The 19676-nt window shown below is 44.3% G+C and carries 18 protein-coding genes; 1 reads left to right on the plus strand and 17 read right to left on the minus strand.

Annotated features, from left to right (window positions below; translation table 11 throughout):
• Nucleotides 1-11: 11 nt before the first annotated feature.
• From HKI82_RS10670 to HKI82_RS10705, 8 genes are all read right to left on the minus strand, one after another.
• The gene (locus tag HKI82_RS10670; protein WP_171137963.1) at nucleotides 12-1082 is read right to left on the minus strand and encodes an HlyD family secretion protein; all 1071 of its coding nucleotides are present in this window, start codon (nucleotides 1080-1082) and stop codon (nucleotides 12-14) included.
• Between the two features lie 18 nt (nucleotides 1083-1100).
• Nucleotides 1101-1538, minus strand: coding sequence for a MarR family winged helix-turn-helix transcriptional regulator (locus HKI82_RS10675; protein ID WP_102954912.1), 438 nt, complete (start codon nucleotides 1536-1538; stop codon nucleotides 1101-1103).
• A 285-nt stretch (nucleotides 1539-1823) separates the two neighbouring features.
• The gene (locus tag HKI82_RS10680) at nucleotides 1824-3701 is read right to left on the minus strand and encodes a propionyl-CoA synthetase (protein WP_171137964.1); all 1878 of its coding nucleotides are present in this window, start codon (nucleotides 3699-3701) and stop codon (nucleotides 1824-1826) included.
• 63 nt (nucleotides 3702-3764) lie between these two features.
• Nucleotides 3765-4949, minus strand: coding sequence for a 2-methylaconitate cis-trans isomerase PrpF (gene prpF / locus HKI82_RS10685; protein ID WP_171137965.1), 1185 nt, complete (start codon nucleotides 4947-4949; stop codon nucleotides 3765-3767).
• 10 nt (nucleotides 4950-4959) lie between these two features.
• Nucleotides 4960-7539 carry a Fe/S-dependent 2-methylisocitrate dehydratase AcnD gene (gene acnD / locus HKI82_RS10690; protein ID WP_171137966.1) on the minus strand — a complete coding sequence of 860 codons (2580 nt, stop codon included), beginning with the start codon at nucleotides 7537-7539 and terminating at the stop codon, nucleotides 4960-4962.
• Between the two features lie 118 nt (nucleotides 7540-7657).
• The gene (gene prpC / locus HKI82_RS10695) at nucleotides 7658-8797 is read right to left on the minus strand and encodes a bifunctional 2-methylcitrate synthase/citrate synthase (RefSeq protein ID WP_171137967.1); all 1140 of its coding nucleotides are present in this window, start codon (nucleotides 8795-8797) and stop codon (nucleotides 7658-7660) included.
• A 235-nt stretch (nucleotides 8798-9032) separates the two neighbouring features.
• Nucleotides 9033-9920, minus strand: a complete 888-nt coding sequence (prpB, locus tag HKI82_RS10700) for a methylisocitrate lyase (protein ID WP_171137968.1) — start codon at nucleotides 9918-9920, stop codon at nucleotides 9033-9035.
• Between the two features lie 10 nt (nucleotides 9921-9930).
• Complete coding sequence (locus tag HKI82_RS10705; protein ID WP_171137969.1) at nucleotides 9931-10635, minus strand: GntR family transcriptional regulator; 705 nt, start codon at nucleotides 10633-10635, stop codon at nucleotides 9931-9933.
• A 551-nt stretch (nucleotides 10636-11186) separates the two neighbouring features.
• Between HKI82_RS10705 and HKI82_RS10710 the strand changes: the two genes are divergently transcribed.
• Complete coding sequence (locus HKI82_RS10710) at nucleotides 11187-11384, plus strand: hypothetical protein (protein ID WP_171137970.1); 198 nt, start codon at nucleotides 11187-11189, stop codon at nucleotides 11382-11384.
• 104 nt (nucleotides 11385-11488) lie between these two features.
• Here the strand turns inward: HKI82_RS10710 and HKI82_RS10715 are convergent, their stop codons facing one another.
• From HKI82_RS10715 to HKI82_RS10755, 9 genes are all read right to left on the minus strand, one after another.
• Entirely contained in the window at nucleotides 11489-12226 is a 738-nt protein-coding gene (locus tag HKI82_RS10715; RefSeq protein WP_240956701.1) for an EAL domain-containing protein, read from the minus strand.
• Nucleotides 12227-12596: 370 nt separating this feature from the next.
• Nucleotides 12597-13526: a homocysteine S-methyltransferase family protein gene (locus tag HKI82_RS10720; protein WP_206361872.1), complete on the minus strand. Its 930-nt coding sequence runs from the start codon at nucleotides 13524-13526 to the stop codon at nucleotides 12597-12599.
• A 165-nt stretch (nucleotides 13527-13691) separates the two neighbouring features.
• A complete protein-coding gene (cobT, locus tag HKI82_RS10725; RefSeq protein WP_171137972.1) occupies nucleotides 13692-14753 on the minus strand; it encodes a nicotinate-nucleotide--dimethylbenzimidazole phosphoribosyltransferase in 1062 nt (353 codons plus the stop codon).
• A gap of 84 nt (nucleotides 14754-14837) precedes the next feature.
• A complete protein-coding gene (cobS, locus tag HKI82_RS10730; RefSeq protein ID WP_102942060.1) occupies nucleotides 14838-15605 on the minus strand; it encodes an adenosylcobinamide-GDP ribazoletransferase in 768 nt (255 codons plus the stop codon).
• The gene (locus HKI82_RS10735; RefSeq protein ID WP_171137973.1) at nucleotides 15602-17176 is read right to left on the minus strand and encodes a cobyric acid synthase; all 1575 of its coding nucleotides are present in this window, start codon (nucleotides 17174-17176) and stop codon (nucleotides 15602-15604) included. The genes cobS and HKI82_RS10735 overlap by 4 nt, the downstream gene beginning before the upstream one ends.
• The gene (locus HKI82_RS10740) at nucleotides 17173-17988 is read right to left on the minus strand and encodes an ATP-binding cassette domain-containing protein (RefSeq protein ID WP_171137974.1); all 816 of its coding nucleotides are present in this window, start codon (nucleotides 17986-17988) and stop codon (nucleotides 17173-17175) included. Before HKI82_RS10740 ends, HKI82_RS10735 begins: the two co-directional genes overlap by 4 nt.
• Complete coding sequence (gene cbiQ, locus HKI82_RS10745) at nucleotides 17985-18662, minus strand: cobalt ECF transporter T component CbiQ (RefSeq protein WP_171137975.1); 678 nt, start codon at nucleotides 18660-18662, stop codon at nucleotides 17985-17987. The genes HKI82_RS10740 and cbiQ overlap by 4 nt, the downstream gene beginning before the upstream one ends.
• The gene (locus HKI82_RS10750; protein ID WP_171137976.1) at nucleotides 18646-18930 is read right to left on the minus strand and encodes an energy-coupling factor ABC transporter substrate-binding protein; all 285 of its coding nucleotides are present in this window, start codon (nucleotides 18928-18930) and stop codon (nucleotides 18646-18648) included. The genes cbiQ and HKI82_RS10750 overlap by 17 nt, the downstream gene beginning before the upstream one ends.
• Complete coding sequence (locus HKI82_RS10755) at nucleotides 18927-19667, minus strand: energy-coupling factor ABC transporter permease (RefSeq protein ID WP_102941978.1); 741 nt, start codon at nucleotides 19665-19667, stop codon at nucleotides 18927-18929. Before HKI82_RS10755 ends, HKI82_RS10750 begins: the two co-directional genes overlap by 4 nt.
• Nucleotides 19668-19676 lie beyond the last annotated feature (9 nt).

Genomic DNA, 19676 nt, shown 5'->3' on the forward strand with positions numbered 1-19676 from the left:
TCTAACTCCACTTACAAAGACAGGTGACGTTGATGGTGAGTGTCGACAGTGACTACGGCACTTAAACCCGCACGCAGTTTAGGCGCACCTTCTTCTTGCTCTAAACGAATGCGAATTGGCAAGCGTTGCGCGATCTTCACCCAGTTACCCGTTGCGTTTTGTGCAGGAATAACTGAGAACTCAGCACCAGTTGCGGGACTCAAGCTTTCCACTGTACCTTTCCAAGTAAAGCCCGGTGCATAGTCCACCTTCACTTCGACATCTTGACCGGTTTTCACGTGTGTTAATTCAGTTTCGGTAAAGTTTGCCTCAATCCAGATATCAGAATCCGACACCAACATCATTGCCAAACTTCCCGGTGAGATGTACTGACCTTTTTCAACCACTTTAGTCACAACGCCGTCAGCCGGCGCATACAGATTCACGTGAGCAAGATCGTTTTCCGCTTTGTCTAGCGCCGCTACCGCTGCACGATATTTAGGGTGAAGTTCAATCGGTGCGTTAACATCACCGCCCAGACTCTCTTCAACCTGCTTTAACCCTTTTTTAAGCGCGTTCACTTCAAGCTCAACCAGCAGCGTATTTTGACGAGCTGAATCATATTGAGATTGAGAGGTGTACTTTTTCTTGAGCAGATCAAGTTGACGCTTTTCTTCTTTCTTCAGGTATTCGTGCTGGCTTTTTGATACATCAATATTAGCCAGTTTGCTTTGGTATTCTGCTTTCAATGTCGTTAGCGTGGTCTTTACATCATTCAAATTGGCGCGCGCTTGTTCGACGGCAATTTTGTATGACGTCGGGTCAATTTGAAGCAGCAAGTCCCCTGCTTTCACTAACTGGTTCTCTTCCACTGGCACATCAACAATACGCCCAGATACTTCGGAAGTGATCGACGTTTTGTCCGCTTTCACATAAGCGTTTTCTGTTTCAACATATCTACCGCCATGCAGATAAATGGCGACACCGCCAGCCACAGCGAGTAAAGGGACGAGAAAGAGCATAACGGCACGCTTGGTTTTACGACGCGATTTAGGCACTAATGTTGAAACCGGTTTTTCATGCTCTGGTTTGGAATTAGACATACGAGGTGTTCCTGAAAATTAAGACTTTGGTTTGTTTTCTAAAGAAAGATTGCTATGTATATGATTGAGCGTTTTAACAAACTGCTCGATTTCTTGTTCTGAAAGGCCGTCCAGCGCTTCTGCCCAGATACCATTGGCGACACTTTTCACTTTTTTAAGTTGCTCATCCGCTGCCGGAAGCAAATAGATGAGATGAGCTCGTCTGTCTGTAGGGTCAGGACGTCTTTCAACAAAACCTTCCTCGACCAGTGAGTCGATCACTCTGACTAACGTCATAGGCTTGATGTCTAACACTTCCGCCAAATCGACCTGTTTAACACCTTGGCGACAAGCGATATGCGACAAAGCTTTTGCTTGAGCGAGCGTTAAGCATGTAGAACTCGACGCAGATTCGTAGCGTTTTCGTACGATTCGCGTCACATCCCAAAGCAAATACCCTATCGATGGAGTTGTCATAACATTACCTATGTTGGATGTTTTTGAGGTTTACAGGATGGTATATGTAACAAGTTATTACATATAGTAAGCATTACTTATTATATGTAAAGCCTATAGATTCATAGAATTTATGCGTTAAATGCTAACTCTCTGTTTTTACATATGTTTCAAAGTGTAAATTTTTTAGAGTCGAGCTGGATAAGAGAGAGGTGGAAAACCAAAGGCAAAAAAAGTGCCCCGATATCGGAGCACAAACGTTCGCCATGAACATAGAAGTAGAAAATATGTACCAACAACAGCAGATTAAACGTGCAGAATTTTCTCTAGCTCATTCAAACTGCTTGGGTCATCAATGGTAGAAGGGACAGTGTAACTTTCTCCGTCTGCAATCTGACGGATAATACGGCGCAATATCTTTCCTGAACGCGTCTTCGGTAAACGCTCCACGACCAAAGCATGTTTAAAGCATGCGACGGCACCGATATGGCTACGAACACTATTGACCAGTTCAGATTCCAGCGATTCGAGATCAACTTTCACACCGTCTTTCAACACAACCAACCCTAATGGAAGCTGGCCTTTGAGTTCGTCATGCACTCCGACAACCGCACACTCAGCTACGGCTGGGTGGGCACCAACAATCTCTTCCATCTCACCAGTCGAGAGTCGATGTCCAGCAACGTTAATCACATCATCGATTCGTCCCATAATGAACAGATATCCGTCTTCATCCAGATAACCGCCATCGCCAGAAACATAGTAATCAGGGAACTGAGCCAAATACCCCGTTTCGAATCGATCATGGTTACGCCAAACTGTGGTCAAACAACTTGGTGGTAACGGTCTTTTCAGTGCAACAAAACCCTGTTGATTGGGAGGAAGAACCTCTCCCACTTCGTTCAAGATTTCAACTTGATAGCCCGGAATTGGCTTAGTCGCAGAGCCTGCTTTTACAGGCATTAATTCAATACCTGTCGGGTTACCCGCAATAGCCCAACCTGTTTCGGTTTGCCACCAGTGATCAATAACGGGTTTGTTGGTTTTCTCTTGCACCCATTCTAGCGTTGGAGGATCTAATCGCTCACCAGCCATAAAAATGGTTTTAAGATGATTCAGATTGTACTTCTCTAAAAGTTCGCCATTAGGGTCTTCTTTCTTAATGGCACGGAAAGCGGTTGGCGCAGAGAACAAAGCCGTCACCTTGTATTCCTGACAAACACGCCAGAAAGCGCCCGGATCCGGTGTTCTTACTGGTTTACCTTCGTACAAAATCGTCGTGCATCCATGAATAAGCGGCGCATACACAATGTAGGAATGCCCCACCACCCAGCCTACATCTGACGCAGCCCAAAATACGCCGTCTTGCGGCATATCGTAAATACAACTCATTGAGTACTTCATGGCAACAGCGTGTCCACCATTATCACGAACCACGCCTTTAGGCTTGCCCGTTGTACCTGATGTATAAAGAATGTAGAGCGGATCTGTTGCCAACACTGGTACACAGGCATGAGGCAATGCTTTCTCGTACTGTGCACTCCAATCTAAATCGCGTTCGTTGTCGAGATCGGCTAAACATTCAGGACGTTGGAATACCATCACTTTTTCAGGTTTCCAGCGGCTATCCATGATTGCTTTATCGACCATAGGCTTGTATGGAATGACCTTATTGATTTCAATACCGCATGAAGCAGTCATGATCACTTTCGGTTCTGCATCTTCAATACGAACAGCCAATTCATTGGGCGCAAAACCGCCAAAAACAACCGAATGAATCGCACCAAGACGTGCGCAAGCCAGCATAGCCATGGCGGCTTCCGGGATCATCGGCATATAGATAATCACTCGATCGCCTTTTGTGACCCCTTGGTCAGCCAGCATGCCAGCAACACGCGCTACAGTGTCACGTAATGCGAAATAGCTATAACGCTGTTTCTTACCTGTTACAGGCGAATCATAAATGAGTGCAGTTTGGTCGCCTCGACCTTGCTCACAATGGTAATCTAAGGCAAGCCAAGATGTATTGAGCAAACCATCTGGATACCAGCGTTCGATGCCATTTTCATCTTTCTTTAAAATAGTTTGCGGAAATTCAAACCAATCAATTTTCTGGGCTTGCGCATGCCAGAATGATTCCGGTTGCTCTTTTGCCCATAGATATTCCTTCAAATACGCAGACATTGTGCTTCTCCTTTTTATACCCCAAGTTTTATCGCCAAAGACAACTTGGAATAATGTTCTGGCTTAACAAGTTTCGATGGTTTCAGCAGGCACTCTCACCCAACCTTCCATCAACACTCGTGCGCTCCGACTCATCACGGCTTTTTCTACTTTCCAGCCGCTTTGTTCTGTCGCACTGGCTTTTGCCCCTACCTTTAATGTTCCGGACGGGTGACCAAAAGTAACAGATTGTTTTTCTCCACCACCTGCAGCCAAATTGACTAAGGTGCCGGGCACGCAAGCCGCCGCAGCGATGGAGACGGCAGCTGTCCCCATCATTGCGTGGTGCAATTTACCCATAGAGAGCGCTCTAACCAGTACATCAACATCTGACTCTAGAACGGTTTTACCACTCGACGATTGATACGTTTTTGGCTTGGCGACAAAAGCCACCTTAGGCGTATGTTGACGGGTTTTCGCCTCTTCTAAATTTTGGATTAAGCCCATCTTTAACGCGCCATGTGCACGTATTTTTTCAAACATCGCCAATGCTTTTACGTCGTTATTGATATCTTCTTGTAATTCCGTACCCTGATAACCAATAGCAGCAGCATCGACAAAAATCGTAGGTATTCCAGCGTTGATCATGGTGACATTCAAGGTACCAACTTCAGGTACGATTAAATCATCAACCAAATTGCCCGTTGGGAACATCGAACCTTCACCGTCCGCTGGGTCCATAAAATCGACCTGAATTTCTGCGGCTGGAAACGTCACTCCATCCAGTTCAAAATCACCTGTTTCCTGAACCATTCCATTAACAATGGGTACATGAACGACGATGGTTTTGCTGATGTTCACCTGCCATACACGCACTTCCAAAATACCGTTTTCAGGAATCCGCGATTCTGGAATGAGACCAGCATGAATCGCAAATGGACCGATAGCTGCAGACAAGTTCCCGCAGTTGCCACTCCAATCAACAAATGGTTTGTCGATAGATACCTGACCGAAAAGATAATCAACATCGTGGTCAGCACGATCGCTTTTCGAAACAATGACCGTCTTGCTTGTGCTTGAAGTAGCGCCGCCCATACCATCAATTTGTTTGCCGTAAGGGTCTGGGCTACCGATAACACGCATCAGAAGTTTGTCTCGCGCTTCACCTGCGACTTGCGCTGCTTTTGGTAGCTCATCAAGCCTAAAAAACACGCCTTTACTGGTTCCACCACGCATGTAGGTAGCAGGAACTTTGATTTGAGAAGTCATTCTTTATCTCCTACTGCGCTAAGAAGTCTTGCGCAAAGCGCTGCAACACACCACCTGCGTTGTACACATTCACTTCATCGGCGGTATCTAGGCGACACGTGACTGCAACATCCAATTTTTCACCGTTGCTACGGGTAATCACTAATGCCAAATCCACACCCGGCTTTATCTCGCCCGCTACATCGTAGAGTTCAGTACCATCTAAGGCTAAAGTGTTGCGATTAACGCCATCTTTAAACTGCAGCGGTAATACGCCCATGCCGACTAAGTTAGTACGGTGAATACGCTCAAAGCCCTCTGCGACAATGGCTTCAACGCCCGCAAGACGAACGCCTTTTGCAGCCCAATCTCGTGAAGAACCTTGCCCATAGTCAGCTCCCGCCACAATAATCAGCGGTTGTTTACGCTCCATGTAGGTTTCTATCGCCTCCCACATGCGAGTTACTTTGCCTTCAGGTTCAATACGAGCCAGTGAGCCCTGTACCACTTCACCATTTTCCTTCACCATTTCATTAAACAGTTTCGGGTTTGCGAATGTTGCTCGCTGTGCAGTCAAATGGTCGCCACGGTGTGTCGCGTAAGAGTTAAAATCCTCTTCCGGCACTTTCATCTTTGTCAGGTATTCCCCTGCAGCGCTGGATGCCAGAATCGCATTTGAAGGAGACAAATGGTCAGTGGTGATGTTGTCACCGAGCACAGCTAAAGGACGCATACCTTTCAAAGTACGCTCACCCGCAAGTGCACCTTCCCAATAAGGCGGACGACGAATATAAGTACTCATTGGGCGCCAGTCATACAGTGGACTGCTGCTCTTTTGTGCGTCATCCAGTTTAAACATCTGAATATAGACTTGGTTAAATTGTTCTGGCTTAACGTGTTGACTGACAACTTGGTCAATCTCTTCATCACTTGGCCAAACATCATTAAGGTAGATTGGCTTTCCGTTAACGTCATGACCTAAGGCGTCACGTTCAATATCAAAACGAATGGTGCCAGCTAAAGCATAAGCAACCACAAGCGGTGGAGAAGCTAGGAATGCTTGTTTTGCATAAGGATGGATACGACCATCGAAGTTACGGTTACCAGACAATACCGCGGTAGCGTATAAGTCACGGTCAATGATCTCTTGCTGAATAACTGGATCTAACGCGCCGCTCATACCATTACACGTGGTACATGCGTAGCCGACAATGCCAAAACCAAGCTGTTCTAATTCTGGTAATAATCCCGCTTCTTCTAGATAGAGTTTTGCCACTTTAGAGCCTGGTGCAAACGAAGTTTTCACCCAAGGTTTGCGAACCAACCCGAGTTGATTGGCTTTTTTCGCTAACAAACCGGCAGCTACCACGTTACGAGGGTTACTGGTGTTAGTGCAGGAAGTTATTGCAGCGATGATCACCGCGCCATCTGGCATCTCACCTTCTTTTTCTTGCCATTTTCCGGCAATACCGCGAGCGGCTAGTTGAGAAGTAGGTAGACGACGATGTGGGTTGGAAGGACCTGCTAGGTTGCGTTCTACAGTCGATAAGTCAAATTCAAGTACACGTTCATACTCAGCGTTTGTAAGACTATCAGCCCATAAGCCGGTTTCTTTTGCGTATTGCTCTACCAAAGCAACCTGCTCAGCATCACGACCAGTCAGTTTTAGGTAATTGATGGTCTGCTCATCAATGTAGAACATACCCGCACTCGCACCGTATTCTGGCGTCATGTTAGAGATAGTGGCACGGTCGCCGATGGTAAGATCTTTGGCGCCTTCACCATAGAACTCCAAATAGCAGGAGACCACTTTTTGATTACGCAGAAATTCGGTAATAGCCAGTACGATATCCGTAGCGGTAATCCCCGGATTACGCTTACCTATCAGTTTCACACCCACGATGTCAGGTAAGCGCATCATTGAAGGACGACCGAGCATCACGGTTTCAGCTTCTAAACCGCCAACACCGATTGCAATAACACCCAGTGAATCCACGTGTGGTGTATGGCTGTCAGTACCTACGCAAGTATCAGGAAATGCGACACCATCTTTTAGTTGAATGACAGGCGACATTTTTTCGAGGTTAATCTGGTGCATGATGCCGTTACCCGCTGGGATAACACTGACATTCTCAAATGCGGTCTTACACCATTCGATAAAGTGGAATCTGTCTTCGTTACGACGCTCTTCAATCTCACGGTTTTTATCGAACGCATCAGAATCGAAGCCAGCGTGTTCAACAGCAAGAGAGTGGTCAACAATCAGCTGTGTTTCGACGACTGGGTTAACTTTGGCTGGGTCACCGCCTTGATCGGCAATTGCATCGCGCAGTCCTGCAAGGTCAACTAATGCTGTTTGTCCCAAGATATCGTGGCAAACAACACGCGCTGGATACCAAGGGAAATCCATATCGCGTTTACGTTCAATAATCTGTTTCAGAGAATCGACCAATGTTTCAGGGTCGCAGCGGCGTACTAAGTTTTCTGCAAGCACGCGCGAAGTATAAGGCAGCTTTTCGTAAGCATTGGGAGATATCTGATTAACGGCTTCACGAGTGTCAAAATAACTAATCTGGCTTCCCGGAAGCGTTTTTTTATAGGTATTGTTCATCGCTTCTTCCTTCTAACTCCGTCCTATCAAATTTTTAGGAGTGACTTTATGGTGCATGAAACAAGGCGCTACTCCCTACAAGCACAGCGCCTTTCTATACTGTTAACTACGTATACGATTAACTGCGTTTTTCGATTGGAACCCAATCTTGATGCTCAGGACCTGTGTAATCAGCGCTTGGACGAATAATTCGGTTGTTCGCGCGTTGTTCATACACGTGTGCTGCCCAACCTGTTAAACGACTCATCACAAAAATAGGTGTGAACAGCTTGGTTGGAATATCCATAAAGTGATAAGCCGACGCGTGGAAGAAGTCCGCGTTACAGAACAAGTCTTTTTCACGCTTCATCACCGCTTCAACACGTTCTGAAACTGCGTAAAGTTGTTTATCACCAACGAATTCAGAAAGCTCTTTTGACCAACGCTTAATCAGTGCGTTACGTGGGTCGCTCTCTCGATAGATGGCATGACCAAAGCCCATAATTTTGTCTTTGTTCGCCAGCATGCGCAGAATGTTTTGTTCCGCTTCATCAGGTGTCTGCCAGTTCTCGATCATCTCCATTGCCGCTTCATTAGCACCACCGTGAAGTGGTCCACGTAACGTGCCGATTGCAGCAGTCACACAGGAATGCAAATCAGATAAAGTAGAAGCGCAAACACGAGCAGCAAAGGTTGAAGCATTAAATTCGTGTTCTGCGTAAACGATTAGAGAGGTATGCATTACCTGTTTGAACAAATCACTTGGCGCTTTATCAGTCAACATTTTTAAGAAATAACCGCCGATAGAATCTTCGCTGCGATCTTCTGTATCAATGCGTACGCCATCATGGCTGAATCTATACCAATAACAGATAATCGCTGGGAACAAAGCTAACATGCGTTCTGTAGCAGCCACTTGTTGTGAGAAATCTTGCTCAGTTTCTAGATTGCCCAACATTGAACATCCGGTACGCATTACATCCATTGGATGAGCGTCGGCTGGAATCAATTCAAGTACATCCTTAAGAGGTTTAGGCAGACCGCGCAAACCAATCAAGCGCGTTTTGTATTGGTCTAATTCAGCTTGGTTTGGTAGATGCCCAACTAATAGTAAGTGGGCAACCTCTTCAAACTGCGCATTGTTGGCTAGATCTGTGATGTCGTAACCACGATAAGTTAGACCTGTACCTGTTTTACCAACCGTACATAAAGCGGTGCTTCCAGCACTTTGACCACGTAGGCCAGCTCCGCCTAGCTCTCCTTTAGGGGAATGAGGCATGTTGAACTCCTTTTGTCGCATTGCTTCGGGCTATAAAAGCCGACCTCATTGGGTCCACCTCTTGGGTGCTGTAGCTCAGCGGTTTCACGTTATTGGATTATTTTTGAAAACGCAGGCTTTACGTTTTCTATGTTTCTTAGCTTATTTAAAAGCCTTGTCTAAACACTATTTCAGTTTTCTTGGGCTTCCCTACTCACTGCAAGACAATTAATAGGGATTTAATTTTTAATTATGTCTACTTGCTAAACAGTTGATCTAATTTGTCTTCGTAACTGTGATAGTTCAGATATTCATACAGCTCTTTACGGGTCTGCATATTATCGAGCATGGCTTCCTGATTACCATTTTCTAAAATGTGGCTATACACCATCTCAGCAGCTTTGTTCATCGCACGGAATGCACTCAGTGGATAAAGCACCATATCGACTTTCGATTTAGCCAACTCTTCGCAGTTGTACAAAGGCGTTTGGCCAAACTCAGTAATGTTGGCAAGAATTGGTACGTGTTTACCTGTTGCCGAATGCAGAGCCGTTGAGAAACGTTCATATTGTTGAAGTTCCGTCATAGCTTCTGGGAAAATCATATCCGCACCAGCTTCAACACAGGCAATTGCTCTTTCAATCGCACTATCCATACCTTCAACCGCAAGCGCATCGGTACGAGCCATGATGACAAATTCTGGGTTATGACGCGCATCAACCGCTGCTTTAACGCGATCTGCCATCTCTTCCAAACTGACAATGGCTTTATTCGGACGGTGACCACAACGTTTTTGAGCCACTTGATCTTCCATATGAACCGCAGCAGCGCCCGCTTTTTCCATCGCTTTTATCGTACGGCCAATATTGAATGCACCACCAAAACCAGTATCAATATCCACAAGAAGTGGTAAATCACAGGCGTTAGTAATGCGGTCAACATCGACCAGAACATCGTTCAAGGTTGTAATACCCAGATCCGGTAAACCATAAGAAGCATTAGCAATACCTCCGCCGGAAAGATAAATAGCTTGATGACCCAGTTTCTTCGCCATCATGGCGCAGTATGGGTTTATGGTGCCTACAATTTGCAACGGGTTATTGGTTTTAACTGCAAGTCGAAACTTTGCTCCTGGGCTTAACATTTGATTCTCCTTAATCTAGATCTTTAGCTTCGCTTAGAATCTGTTGTTCTATTAAACGTCGACTTCTTGATATATGGCGACGCATCAGCATTTCTGCCAGCTCTTCATCTCTGTTACGAATGGCTTGCAGGATAAATTTGTGTTCGTCCAACGCTTCTACCGGACGAGACTGTGCACGTGGTGACTGATATCGATACATACGCAGCAAGTGATACAGTTCATCACACAGCAATGAAATCAATTGACTGTTACGGCTTGCCTTTATGATGCGATAGTGAAAGTCAAAATCGCCTTGTTGATGAAAGTAAGATGCACCATCTACTTGATCAATATGCGCAGAATGTGTCGACAATAGCGTTTCTAAGCCAGCAATTTCGATTTCAGTAATATTACGGGCAGCAAGGCGTGCCGCCATGCCCTCTAATGCTTCACGCACCGCATATAATTCGACCAGCTTTTCAGAAGAGAATTGAATGACGCGCGCACCAACGTGCGGAATACGCTCGATTAAGCCTAATCCTTCGATACGCATTAATGCTTCTCGTAAAGGACCACGGCTTACTTCAAAACGCTTAGCTAGCTCAGGCTCAGATATTTTGCTACCAGGAGCAATTTGCCCTTCTACAATCGCTTCAATCAAATACTCAGTCAGGTTTTCTGATTTGGTATTTTCTTTTTCACCAACAAGCGGTTTTCTCAATTCACTGTTCATCATGTCTTCTTAATCGTACTTGCGAGTTCTTTTAGGAAGCTCACTAAGGAATGAACACACTATAGATGCACAGATTGTCGACAATCAAGATAATTGTCGACAAATTAGACTAAGGTATAAACCCTACATCGTTTCAATAATTCAATATATTTACTCTATCTACCTGTATTTAAATAATAATATTTAAATTAGATTTAACATAGGCAAGTTAGGCAACGCGTTGGAAACAATCGACATGTCGACAGTTTAAGTAGAACTAGATTTTGTCCTTTAGGAAAATATGAGAGTGGACACAGAAGTCGTCGTGAAAGGAACTCGCTTTCAATCAACTATTTTTGAGTGCGTTAAAATTATTTTTAAAATATAACTATTTGTATTTATTGGTTAATTAAATGAAAAGCCGTTTTACTTCAAAAAAAACAGCTTTTAAACTATTGATCTCGATCATATTTAGGAATAAAGTGTGAACACGGTCACAATGAAGACATCAAGTATGTTTCGCTTCATTGTCTAGTTCAAAAAAATAGAAATAGATACTAAGTCGAGGTTGCGTAATGAACACTTTAAATATTGAAACCCAAGCATCAAACCGTCTAGCTACTAAATTTGCTAACTTCATTGCTTCATTTTTCACATCTGAAAACAAAAGCAAAGCGCCTAAAACAAGCTATAAAGGTGAATCGTTCTCATCTGTGATGACAACTGCACAACGCATTGGTTGTGACATGGCACACTTTAACTACATCTCTTAAGCGACTAATAAAGTATCTTTAACATCACTTAAATTGTAGGTAATAGTAATAAACGTGATGACAAGACCTATTGCGTGAAAGCAAAGGCCTTGTAAAGAACAAAATCAAAGAAGAGTAAAATCGACACTAGGAAGGGATTCGAATCCGGGTTTGGCAAAATAGTACCCTTGCATTAAATCGATACCGGCATCTCTCAAGAAAATCATCTCTTCCTTGGTCTCGATACCCTCAGCAAGTGGCGTAATATTCAATTCTGCAAACATAGCTAAACAGTGTTTTATGATCACTTGTTTAACAGGGTCTTTATCTATGTTTCGGATTAACTCCATATCCAGTTTAGCGATGTCTGTTTGAAAACCCGCCAGAAGATTTAACCCTGAGTAACCCGAGCCAAAATCATCTATCGCCGTCCTAAACCCCAAGTTTTTGTAACACTCAACAATGTGTTTTATGTGTTCATGATCTTTAACTTTCTCTACTTCCGTAAATTCAAACATAATGTTTTCGATTGGAAAGTTATACTCCTTCGCGGCTTCTAACGTGGTACGAATACAAAGTTCAGGTTGATACACAGCATTAGGCAGGAAGTTAATACTCAACACAGAATCAATATTAAGCTTTGATGCTAAAGCAATTGCCTTAACTCGACAAAGTTGATCAAACCGATATCTGTTTTCATCATTCACCTTCTCAATGACAGAGAAGGCCGATTCATTTTGTGTTCCCCTAACTAGAGCTTCGTAACCAAATATCGTTTGGGTCGAGTATTGAATTAATGGCTGAAACGCCATCGTAAAATCAAAACCAAGATCTTTTCTCTCTAAACACTGTTTGCATGACATCTTATCGTGATCCGCAAGTTTTACTGTTTTATCAACCATATCTTTTCGTTTTTAAAACGTTATTTATATTGAAGTTAGCTGTTAGACGAGTTTTAAGCAAAGCCTATTAGATGTTCACTCAACAAAGAGCACAATTTGTATTAACTACCTATTGAACAAGGATTACATACCAAGTAGCTGATATGGCATGTATATGTGGTCATTCGACCTCACTGATTTAAACCCTTTAGAGAGGGCTTGATGATTGGGCGCAAACAAGGAAGAGCTACGCAGGTTAACTCTCCCCTATAAACAGCCAACATTAATAACGAATAAGCTGTTTAACTAACTTACTAATGTTGATTTAAGGCTTCGTTTGTCCAATCTGCTTTTATGGGCGCAGATAATCGGAAAAATGTTTACTCAATTCGTTGATATGTTCCGGACCTATGCCACAGCAGCCGCCAATCAAACTCGCTCCTTGTTTGTGCCATTTGTCTGCAATTTCTGCGTACACAGTTAGATTGAGATCATCACGGAGTTCATCTAAGCCATCATTTGCTGTTGCATCTTTTGTTGTTGGAGGAAATGCGTTGGCATAAACGCCAAGTTGAATCCCTTCAGCATCAAGCGATTCCAACGTCGTTCTTGCAACAATCAAAGCGTCTTCCATAATTTCAGGTTGGCTACAATTGAACAAAATCGCGTTCACATTCAATGCTGCCATCGCTTCAACCGCTTGCTTAACCGTCTCACCAGAACGAAGCTTTGGTACTTCCGTTTTCTCACTGTCATCTAGAGTAAAAGAAACCCAAAACGGTTTATTTCCAGTACCTAGCGCCCTTACCTGCTGATAAATAGTACTGGATTCTGCAATCAAACTCTGTGTTTCAGCTAGCCATATATCGATATGAGCATCAAGCCCTTTGATAAGTGGCGACGCAATCTTTTCTGCATTTTCAGGTTGATAGAGATCTGCACGATAAGAGCCAAACAGTGGAGGAATAGAACCCGCAACCAACGTCTGCTTACCTTCAGCAATCACCGCGTCTCTGGCTACCTTGCCTGCTCTGTCTGCTAGCACCTCAGCTTGAGAATCGAAGCACTCTTGTCCGATGTGGAAAGGCACAAGTGCATAACTGTTGGTAGTAATAACTTGTGCGCCATTTTGAATGAATGAGCGGTGAACTTCGCCGACAACTTCTGGCGCTTCCATCATAGCCAACGCTGACCATTCTGGTTGACGAAACGGCGCACCACGACGCTTCAACTCTCTGCCCATACCGCCATCTAATATGGTAACCAACTGCTGACCTGACATACAAACTCCCTTATATTCTTTTTAGATGTATAGACGTCTGCAGACTAAATTGATTTATCAATAACAGCAATACTTTTGTATAAGTGAAATAAATAGCAAAGGCTAATAATCACCAATTATTAGCCCCACAAACGTAGATCTTTGATTTGAAAATGTGGATAGATATTAAGCAGGGCTCGGCAGTTCGACGCCATCATCTTGCATCATGCCCATGCGATTCATCATCGAGTGCGCAGCATCAATAAAAGGCATTGCAAGCGTAGCACCGCTGCCTTCCCCTAACCGTAACTCCATATGTATAAACGGTTTTAAGCGTAAATGTTCTAACGCAACCACTGCTCCTTTTTCTGCAGATTGATGTGATGGAATCAAATAATCCCAGACATTCGGTTCAATCATGCAGGCAATCATTGCCGACGAGTAAGATAAAAAGCCATCTAACACCACAGGAATACGCATGGCAGCTGCACCTAGAATCGCACCGGTCATACCCGCTAAATCAAATCCGCCCACTTTCGCCATGATATCGATAGGATCGGCAGGGTCTGGGTGATTAAGTGCAATCGCAACGGAAACAACATCGACTTTGTGTTGAAGTTGGCTACTCGGCAAGTTTGCGCCAAGACCAACCACATGCATCGGTAACTGATTGGTCACAATACTGACAATAGCAGCAGCGGGTGTAGTATTGGCAATGCCTAACTCCCCTACACCAATTACGCTTAACTGTTCACGGTCGATAACTTGTTTTACATAGTTTGCCGTATCTAGAATAAGCTGCTCTGCTTGGTCGTAGCTCATTGCCGGACCTTTAGCTATGTTTCCACAACCACGCGCCACTTTCATATTAGTGATGCCATCGATTGGGTCACAATCAATCCCAACATCCACCATTTCAACATCAACACCCGTGGTATAACTCAGCGCAGCAACCCCCGTTAAACCTTTTACCGTATTCACTGCTTGCATGGTTGTGACTTCTTTAGGCGTAACCGCTACACCTTCTTCAAAGACACCGTGATCACCTGCCATGACGAAGATTTTTTTCTTTCCGGTCTGCCATTTGATGGTGCGATAAATCGCAGCTAACTGACAAGCCAGTTGCTCTAATTGCCCTAAACTGCCAATTGGCTTAAACAGTTGATCAATATGATGTTGTGCTCGTTTCCGAACCTTTTCATCGACAGGGATAATCGATTCTTTCAAATCATTTAATAACGTACTCACAAGCTATTCTCCTTCCATGTATGCTGGCTGGGCATAGCGATCCTGAACATCAGTATGTGAACATCGTTCTAGTGATAAAAAGGTCTAGATACTAAGCGTCCATACACTGGTCATAGCCATTAAAAAACATAATTCAAACAATTCGTTACCAGCACCAAGCGTGTCCCCAGTTTGCCCACCGATGGTGTTATTGATATAGCGGCGATAAATCAAAGCGAATCCCCCAGTTACACAAAATGCAATCAGGCTTTGCCAGCCTAGCATCCAAGACGCGATAGCAGCGCCAATAGCGAGGGTGAAATAAAATTGATGGGACGAAATTCTGTTGATGTAGATATGTCCTAACCCAGATTCACGAGCATAGTTTTGCTTATACATAAGAAGTGACATCCAAGCGCGACTAATGCACGGTGCAATCACTAATATAAGTAGCGCTTCTTCGGGCTCAGTATCTAGAATCTGTGTGACGGTGAGAATCTTTAACGTAAGAACAAAAAACAGTGCCAGCGCTCCATGCGTTCCCAAACGGCTGTCTTTCATGATTTCTAACATACGTTCTGGGGTTCTGGCAGAAAATATTCCATCACAAGTGTCCGCAAGTCCGTCCAGATGAAAACCACCCGTTAACAGTGCCAGTGAGAACACGTAAGTCGCTGCACTTAGGGGGCTATTCCAGCCAAGCCCCATATACAGGGTGACCGATATAGCGGCAGCGATAATACCCAGAATCGCGCCGACAATCGGAAATGTCACCACACCACGATATGTCTGTTCAAAATCGTAATCGCTGGTCCATCTTTGGGGAACGGGAATCCGTGTAATAAATTGCAGAGTAACTAAAAATGGCTTCATACCATGCATTCCTGCTCTTTATTAGCCAGTGTTAGCGAGAACTCATCCATGATTCTCTCTAGCTGGTCGATATCTAAGACTTCTCTTAAACCATCCGCCAGAAGATCAAACTGCGCACTCTTGTAACTTGCATAATCGAAAGCATCCTCCGCTAACTGAGTTAGACCTTTTCTTAACCGCAGTTGATTTAAGAAGTGTCGAGTGAAAAGACCATGGTCAAATAAACCGTGAATATACGTACCCGCAATCAAACCATCCGCTGTCACTGCGCCATCCAAAATGCTTACGTTTTGCTGATTACGAGACCGTATTTCAACGAACGGTTTCATGTCACCGATCACCTCAGTTTCCCCCATGTGGATCTCGTACCCACTTAGCTCCATTCCGTCAACATCGCAGAACAAACCACGACTATGGCTGAGGATCTTCCCTTTTACTTGCGTAGTGTGTTTGGATTGCGCGAACTTGGTCACCGTATCAAGCAAACCAAGTCCATCCATCTGATCAATGCCTGATTCAACACCATCAATCAGTGTCTTACCAAGCATCTGATAGCCACCGCAGACACCCAATACCGCACAGCCCTGTTTCGCTTTGTTGACAATCGCAGATGACAAACCGCACTCATTCAGATGAGTGAGATCAGCTAAGGTATTTTTGCTTCCGGGCAGGATAATCAAGTCTGGATTGCCAAGTTGAGACACTTTAGCAACGTAACGTAAATTCACGTCGGGCTGAGCAGCTAACGCATTGAAGTCTGTGAAATTGGAAATACGAGGAACTTTGATCACGGCGATATCAAGTTTATCCGCGTCACTTTCTATTCCTAGTTGATGGCGTAACTTTTCGGGTTGTAATGCCACACCATCTTCTTCTTCCAAGTCCACATCAAGATAAGGAACGACTCCGATAACCGGAACTTGTGTCAGTGCTTCAATTTGCTTTATTCCCGGTTTGAGCAGTTCTACATCGCCGCGAAACTTGTTAATAATCACACCTCGAACACGCTGCCGTTCTTGTTCTGACAACAACATCAACGTGCCGTAAATGGAAGCAAACACACCACCTCGGTCAATATCAGCAATAAGGATCACAGGCGCATTGATCAGCTCAGCCATGCCCATGTTGACGATATCACGGTCGCGTAAGTTAATCTCAGCTGGGCTACCTGCTCCCTCCAGAACTACGATGTCGTTTTGCTCGGCAAGCTCTGTAAATGCACGGAAAATCTTTTGTTGCAGTTGGGGTTTGAATTCGTGATAAGTCACCGCATCCATGTTGGTCAGAACTTTTCCCATCACAATCACTTGCGAATGACGATCACCAGTAGGTTTGAGTAAGACAGGATTCATTCTTACATCAGGCTCTACGCCTGCTGCTTCAGCCTGAAAGATTTGCGCTCTGCCCATTTCATCACCGCTGCGCGTGATCCCTGAATTCAACGCCATGTTTTGTGCTTTGAATGGCACACAGCGATATCCATTTTGTGCCAGAATTCGACAAATACCCGCCACCAACACACTTTTGCCAACGTCAGAAGCGGTTCCTTGAAACATGATTGCACGACTCATATCGACTCCTTAATTAGACTACTCCCAGCGACCATTTCATGTTCGTGGCGAAACAATGGCATACCAAACTCTTGGTGCATTTTTACTAACCAAGGCTGTTCCAGACCGACTTGCTCAATAAAGTGTTTATCAAGGAAAACGTTCTGTGGTTCACCTTGAGAAACCATCTCTCCCTGACTCATGACGTAGACGTAATCACATACGTCGTAAATCAAATTGATGTCGTGACTGGACATCACAACGTTCTTACCGAGATCAGAAATAGAACGTATGAGAGCTTTCATCTGCTTAGTTCCATTTGGATCCAAACCCGCTGTCGGTTCATCTAACAGCAAATAATCGGAATCCATGACAAGTGAACCTGCCAGTGCGACACGTTTTTTCTGACCATAACTGAGATATTGAATAGGCTTATGGGAGAAACTCTTGCCATCCACCAGCTCTAACGCTCGTTGAATTCTTTGTTCGATTTCATGTTCAGCTACTCCAAGATTTCTCAGACTGAACGCAATGTCGTTATACACATCGGTATAGAAGATTTGCTGGTCGGGCTCCTGAAATAGCAAAGTGACATTTTTGCGATGTTCGATGAGTGCTTTCTTACTGTAGTCAATGGGTTGCTGCGACCAATTGACACTGCCTTCTGTTGGCGTATGCAGACCAAGTAGTAGCTTGAATAAAGTGGATTTACCACATCCGTTTGCACCAACAACACCAATGACCGGATGAGTGGAAAAATCCATATTGAGATTCCTCAGCACCCGTTCATCTTTTTCATAAGCAAAACTCATTGAGCTCACTGATAACGTCATTGATGAAATTCTCCTTGATACAACTTAACTGCCAGAGCACTTTGCATATGCTGGTGACGAATCATCACTCTTTGCAGTAACACACCCACCAACATCGCTAATGATTTCAACCATAACCCACGTTTGATATACCCAAACCTCAGTGTTTGAGCGGTATAAATGGCATGAGCTTCTTCGATAAAGATAAAAATGAATCGGTAGGTTAATAACACTTGCTCAACCAAAACCGAGGGTAAACGCGCTTTTTTTAGTAACGTCACGCACTGATTAAAGGGCGTGATAATCACGAAACACAACGTCGCGGCAATAGAACATAAACACCGAAACAGTGTTGTCAGCGCCGTATCAACTGTTTGAGCACTTACCCCAACATAGCCATCGAACATTGGCAAACTTGCAATCAAGTGTGCTGAGTTATCGCTGTATGTGAGAAGCATCGCGATAAGACTCATGGCTAAAAAGCCAAAAGGTAAACTCAGCCATTGCAGATACTGCTTCGAAGTTAACCTGCCTGCGTAACAAGTGACGACACTGAGCAAAATGAACAGAGCGAATTGCCACGCTATCGGTGTCATCATGGCTGTCACCAAAACCGCAAGATATGCCCACCATTTATAGCTTGGCGAAACATCAACCCAACGGTTTTGATAGGCGTACTTATCGATGATCAGCATCGGTTCTTCTTCTACCGTGGTAGAAGCCTAAAATGTAAAAGATCACAGCCGCACCCAATGAACCTTGCAGCGTAAACAGTAAACTTTCTATCTCTCCGCTCGCAGGTTCAATTAAAGGTTCAATCCATGGTTTATAGTTTGGTGCTACTTGAGTTATCAAGGACTCTGCTTGACCATCAGAGCCAGAAAACTCAGCGCTCGGATTCATTAGTAATGGAACAACGACTAAGGCACACAGCATAGCCATCAGAACTAGATTCTTTTTCATCGTAATACTCTCTCTTGAAACGAAATGAGCGAACGTTTAGTCAGTTGTTCATAGATAAGAACAGTGAGCAAACCTTCAGCGATCGCGATTGGTAGCTGAGTGAACAGGAATATGCCCATGAACTTACTCATAGAAGCCATTACACCAAACTCAGGGTCTGGGAATGCAGCGCCAAGCTGCAAAGAGGTGACTGCATAAGTAGAGATGTCTGCGACAAACGCCACTAAGAATACAGCGATATCTTTGCGCAGATTCAAACGGTTAGCGGCAACCCAGACGAAGTAACCGATCATCGGACCGATGACCGCCATCGACATACCGTTTGCACCTAACGTTGAAATGCCGCCATGAGCAAGCAACAACGCTTGGAACAGTAGAGCAATACCGCCAAGTACAGGCACAACCATAAAGCCAAATAAAATAACAGCTAAACCAACTCCGGTTGGATGGGAGCAACTGCCCGTAACTGAAGGAAGCTTGAGCGCTGAAAGTACAAAAATAAACGCGCCGCAAAGGGCTAGCAGTACTTTCTTATTGGCATCATCAGTAACGATCTGTTTTAGATTCCTAACGCTCATGATCACAAACGGAATGAACAAAGCCCACCAAGTTAAAGCCCATGTTGGCGGTAAAAAACCTTCCATAATGTGCATTGCATTGGCATTGAGTGGTGACATTGCAATAGCGCCTACCCATGCCATGAGCGCCATGCGTTTGGTATTGAACTTCAGTGACATACACGAACT

Origin of the sequence: Vibrio plantisponsor, from assembly GCF_013041605.1 — a bacterium.
Lineage (GTDB): Bacteria > Pseudomonadota > Gammaproteobacteria > Enterobacterales > Vibrionaceae > Vibrio > Vibrio plantisponsor.

Coding starts and splice junctions, on each gene's coding strand:
- cobS (WP_102942060.1), bottom strand. CDS start 15,605: ATGAAGCCATTTTTAGTTACTCTGCAATTTATTACACGGATTCCCGTT.
- prpF (WP_171137965.1), bottom strand. CDS start 4,949: ATGACTTCTCAAATCAAAGTTCCTGCTACCTACATGCGTGGTGGAACC.
- prpC (WP_171137967.1), bottom strand. CDS start 8,797: ATGCCTCATTCCCCTAAAGGAGAGCTAGGCGGAGCTGGCCTACGTGGT.
- HKI82_RS10705 (WP_171137969.1), bottom strand. CDS start 10,635: ATGATGAACAGTGAATTGAGAAAACCGCTTGTTGGTGAAAAAGAAAAT.
- HKI82_RS10715 (WP_240956701.1), bottom strand. CDS start 12,226: ATGTCATGCAAACAGTGTTTAGAGAGAAAAGATCTTGGTTTTGATTTT.
- HKI82_RS10740 (WP_171137974.1), bottom strand. CDS start 17,988: ATGACGTTATCAGTGAGCTCAATGAGTTTTGCTTATGAAAAAGATGAA.
- HKI82_RS10755 (WP_102941978.1), bottom strand. CDS start 19,667: ATGTCACTGAAGTTCAATACCAAACGCATGGCGCTCATGGCATGGGTA.
- HKI82_RS10675 (WP_102954912.1), bottom strand. CDS start 1,538: ATGACAACTCCATCGATAGGGTATTTGCTTTGGGATGTGACGCGAATC.
- HKI82_RS10670 (WP_171137963.1), bottom strand. CDS start 1,082: ATGTCTAATTCCAAACCAGAGCATGAAAAACCGGTTTCAACATTAGTG.
- HKI82_RS10710 (WP_171137970.1), top strand. CDS start 11,187: ATGAACACTTTAAATATTGAAACCCAAGCATCAAACCGTCTAGCTACT.
- HKI82_RS10735 (WP_171137973.1), bottom strand. CDS start 17,176: ATGAGTCGTGCAATCATGTTTCAAGGAACCGCTTCTGACGTTGGCAAA.
- HKI82_RS10750 (WP_171137976.1), bottom strand. CDS start 18,930: ATGAAAAAGAATCTAGTTCTGATGGCTATGCTGTGTGCCTTAGTCGTT.
- HKI82_RS10720 (WP_206361872.1), bottom strand. CDS start 13,526: ATGTCAGGTCAGCAGTTGGTTACCATATTAGATGGCGGTATGGGCAGA.
- cbiQ (WP_171137975.1), bottom strand. CDS start 18,662: ATGCTGATCATCGATAAGTACGCCTATCAAAACCGTTGGGTTGATGTT.
- HKI82_RS10680 (WP_171137964.1), bottom strand. CDS start 3,701: ATGTCTGCGTATTTGAAGGAATATCTATGGGCAAAAGAGCAACCGGAA.
- acnD (WP_171137966.1), bottom strand. CDS start 7,539: ATGAACAATACCTATAAAAAAACGCTTCCGGGAAGCCAGATTAGTTAT.
- prpB (WP_171137968.1), bottom strand. CDS start 9,920: ATGTTAAGCCCAGGAGCAAAGTTTCGACTTGCAGTTAAAACCAATAAC.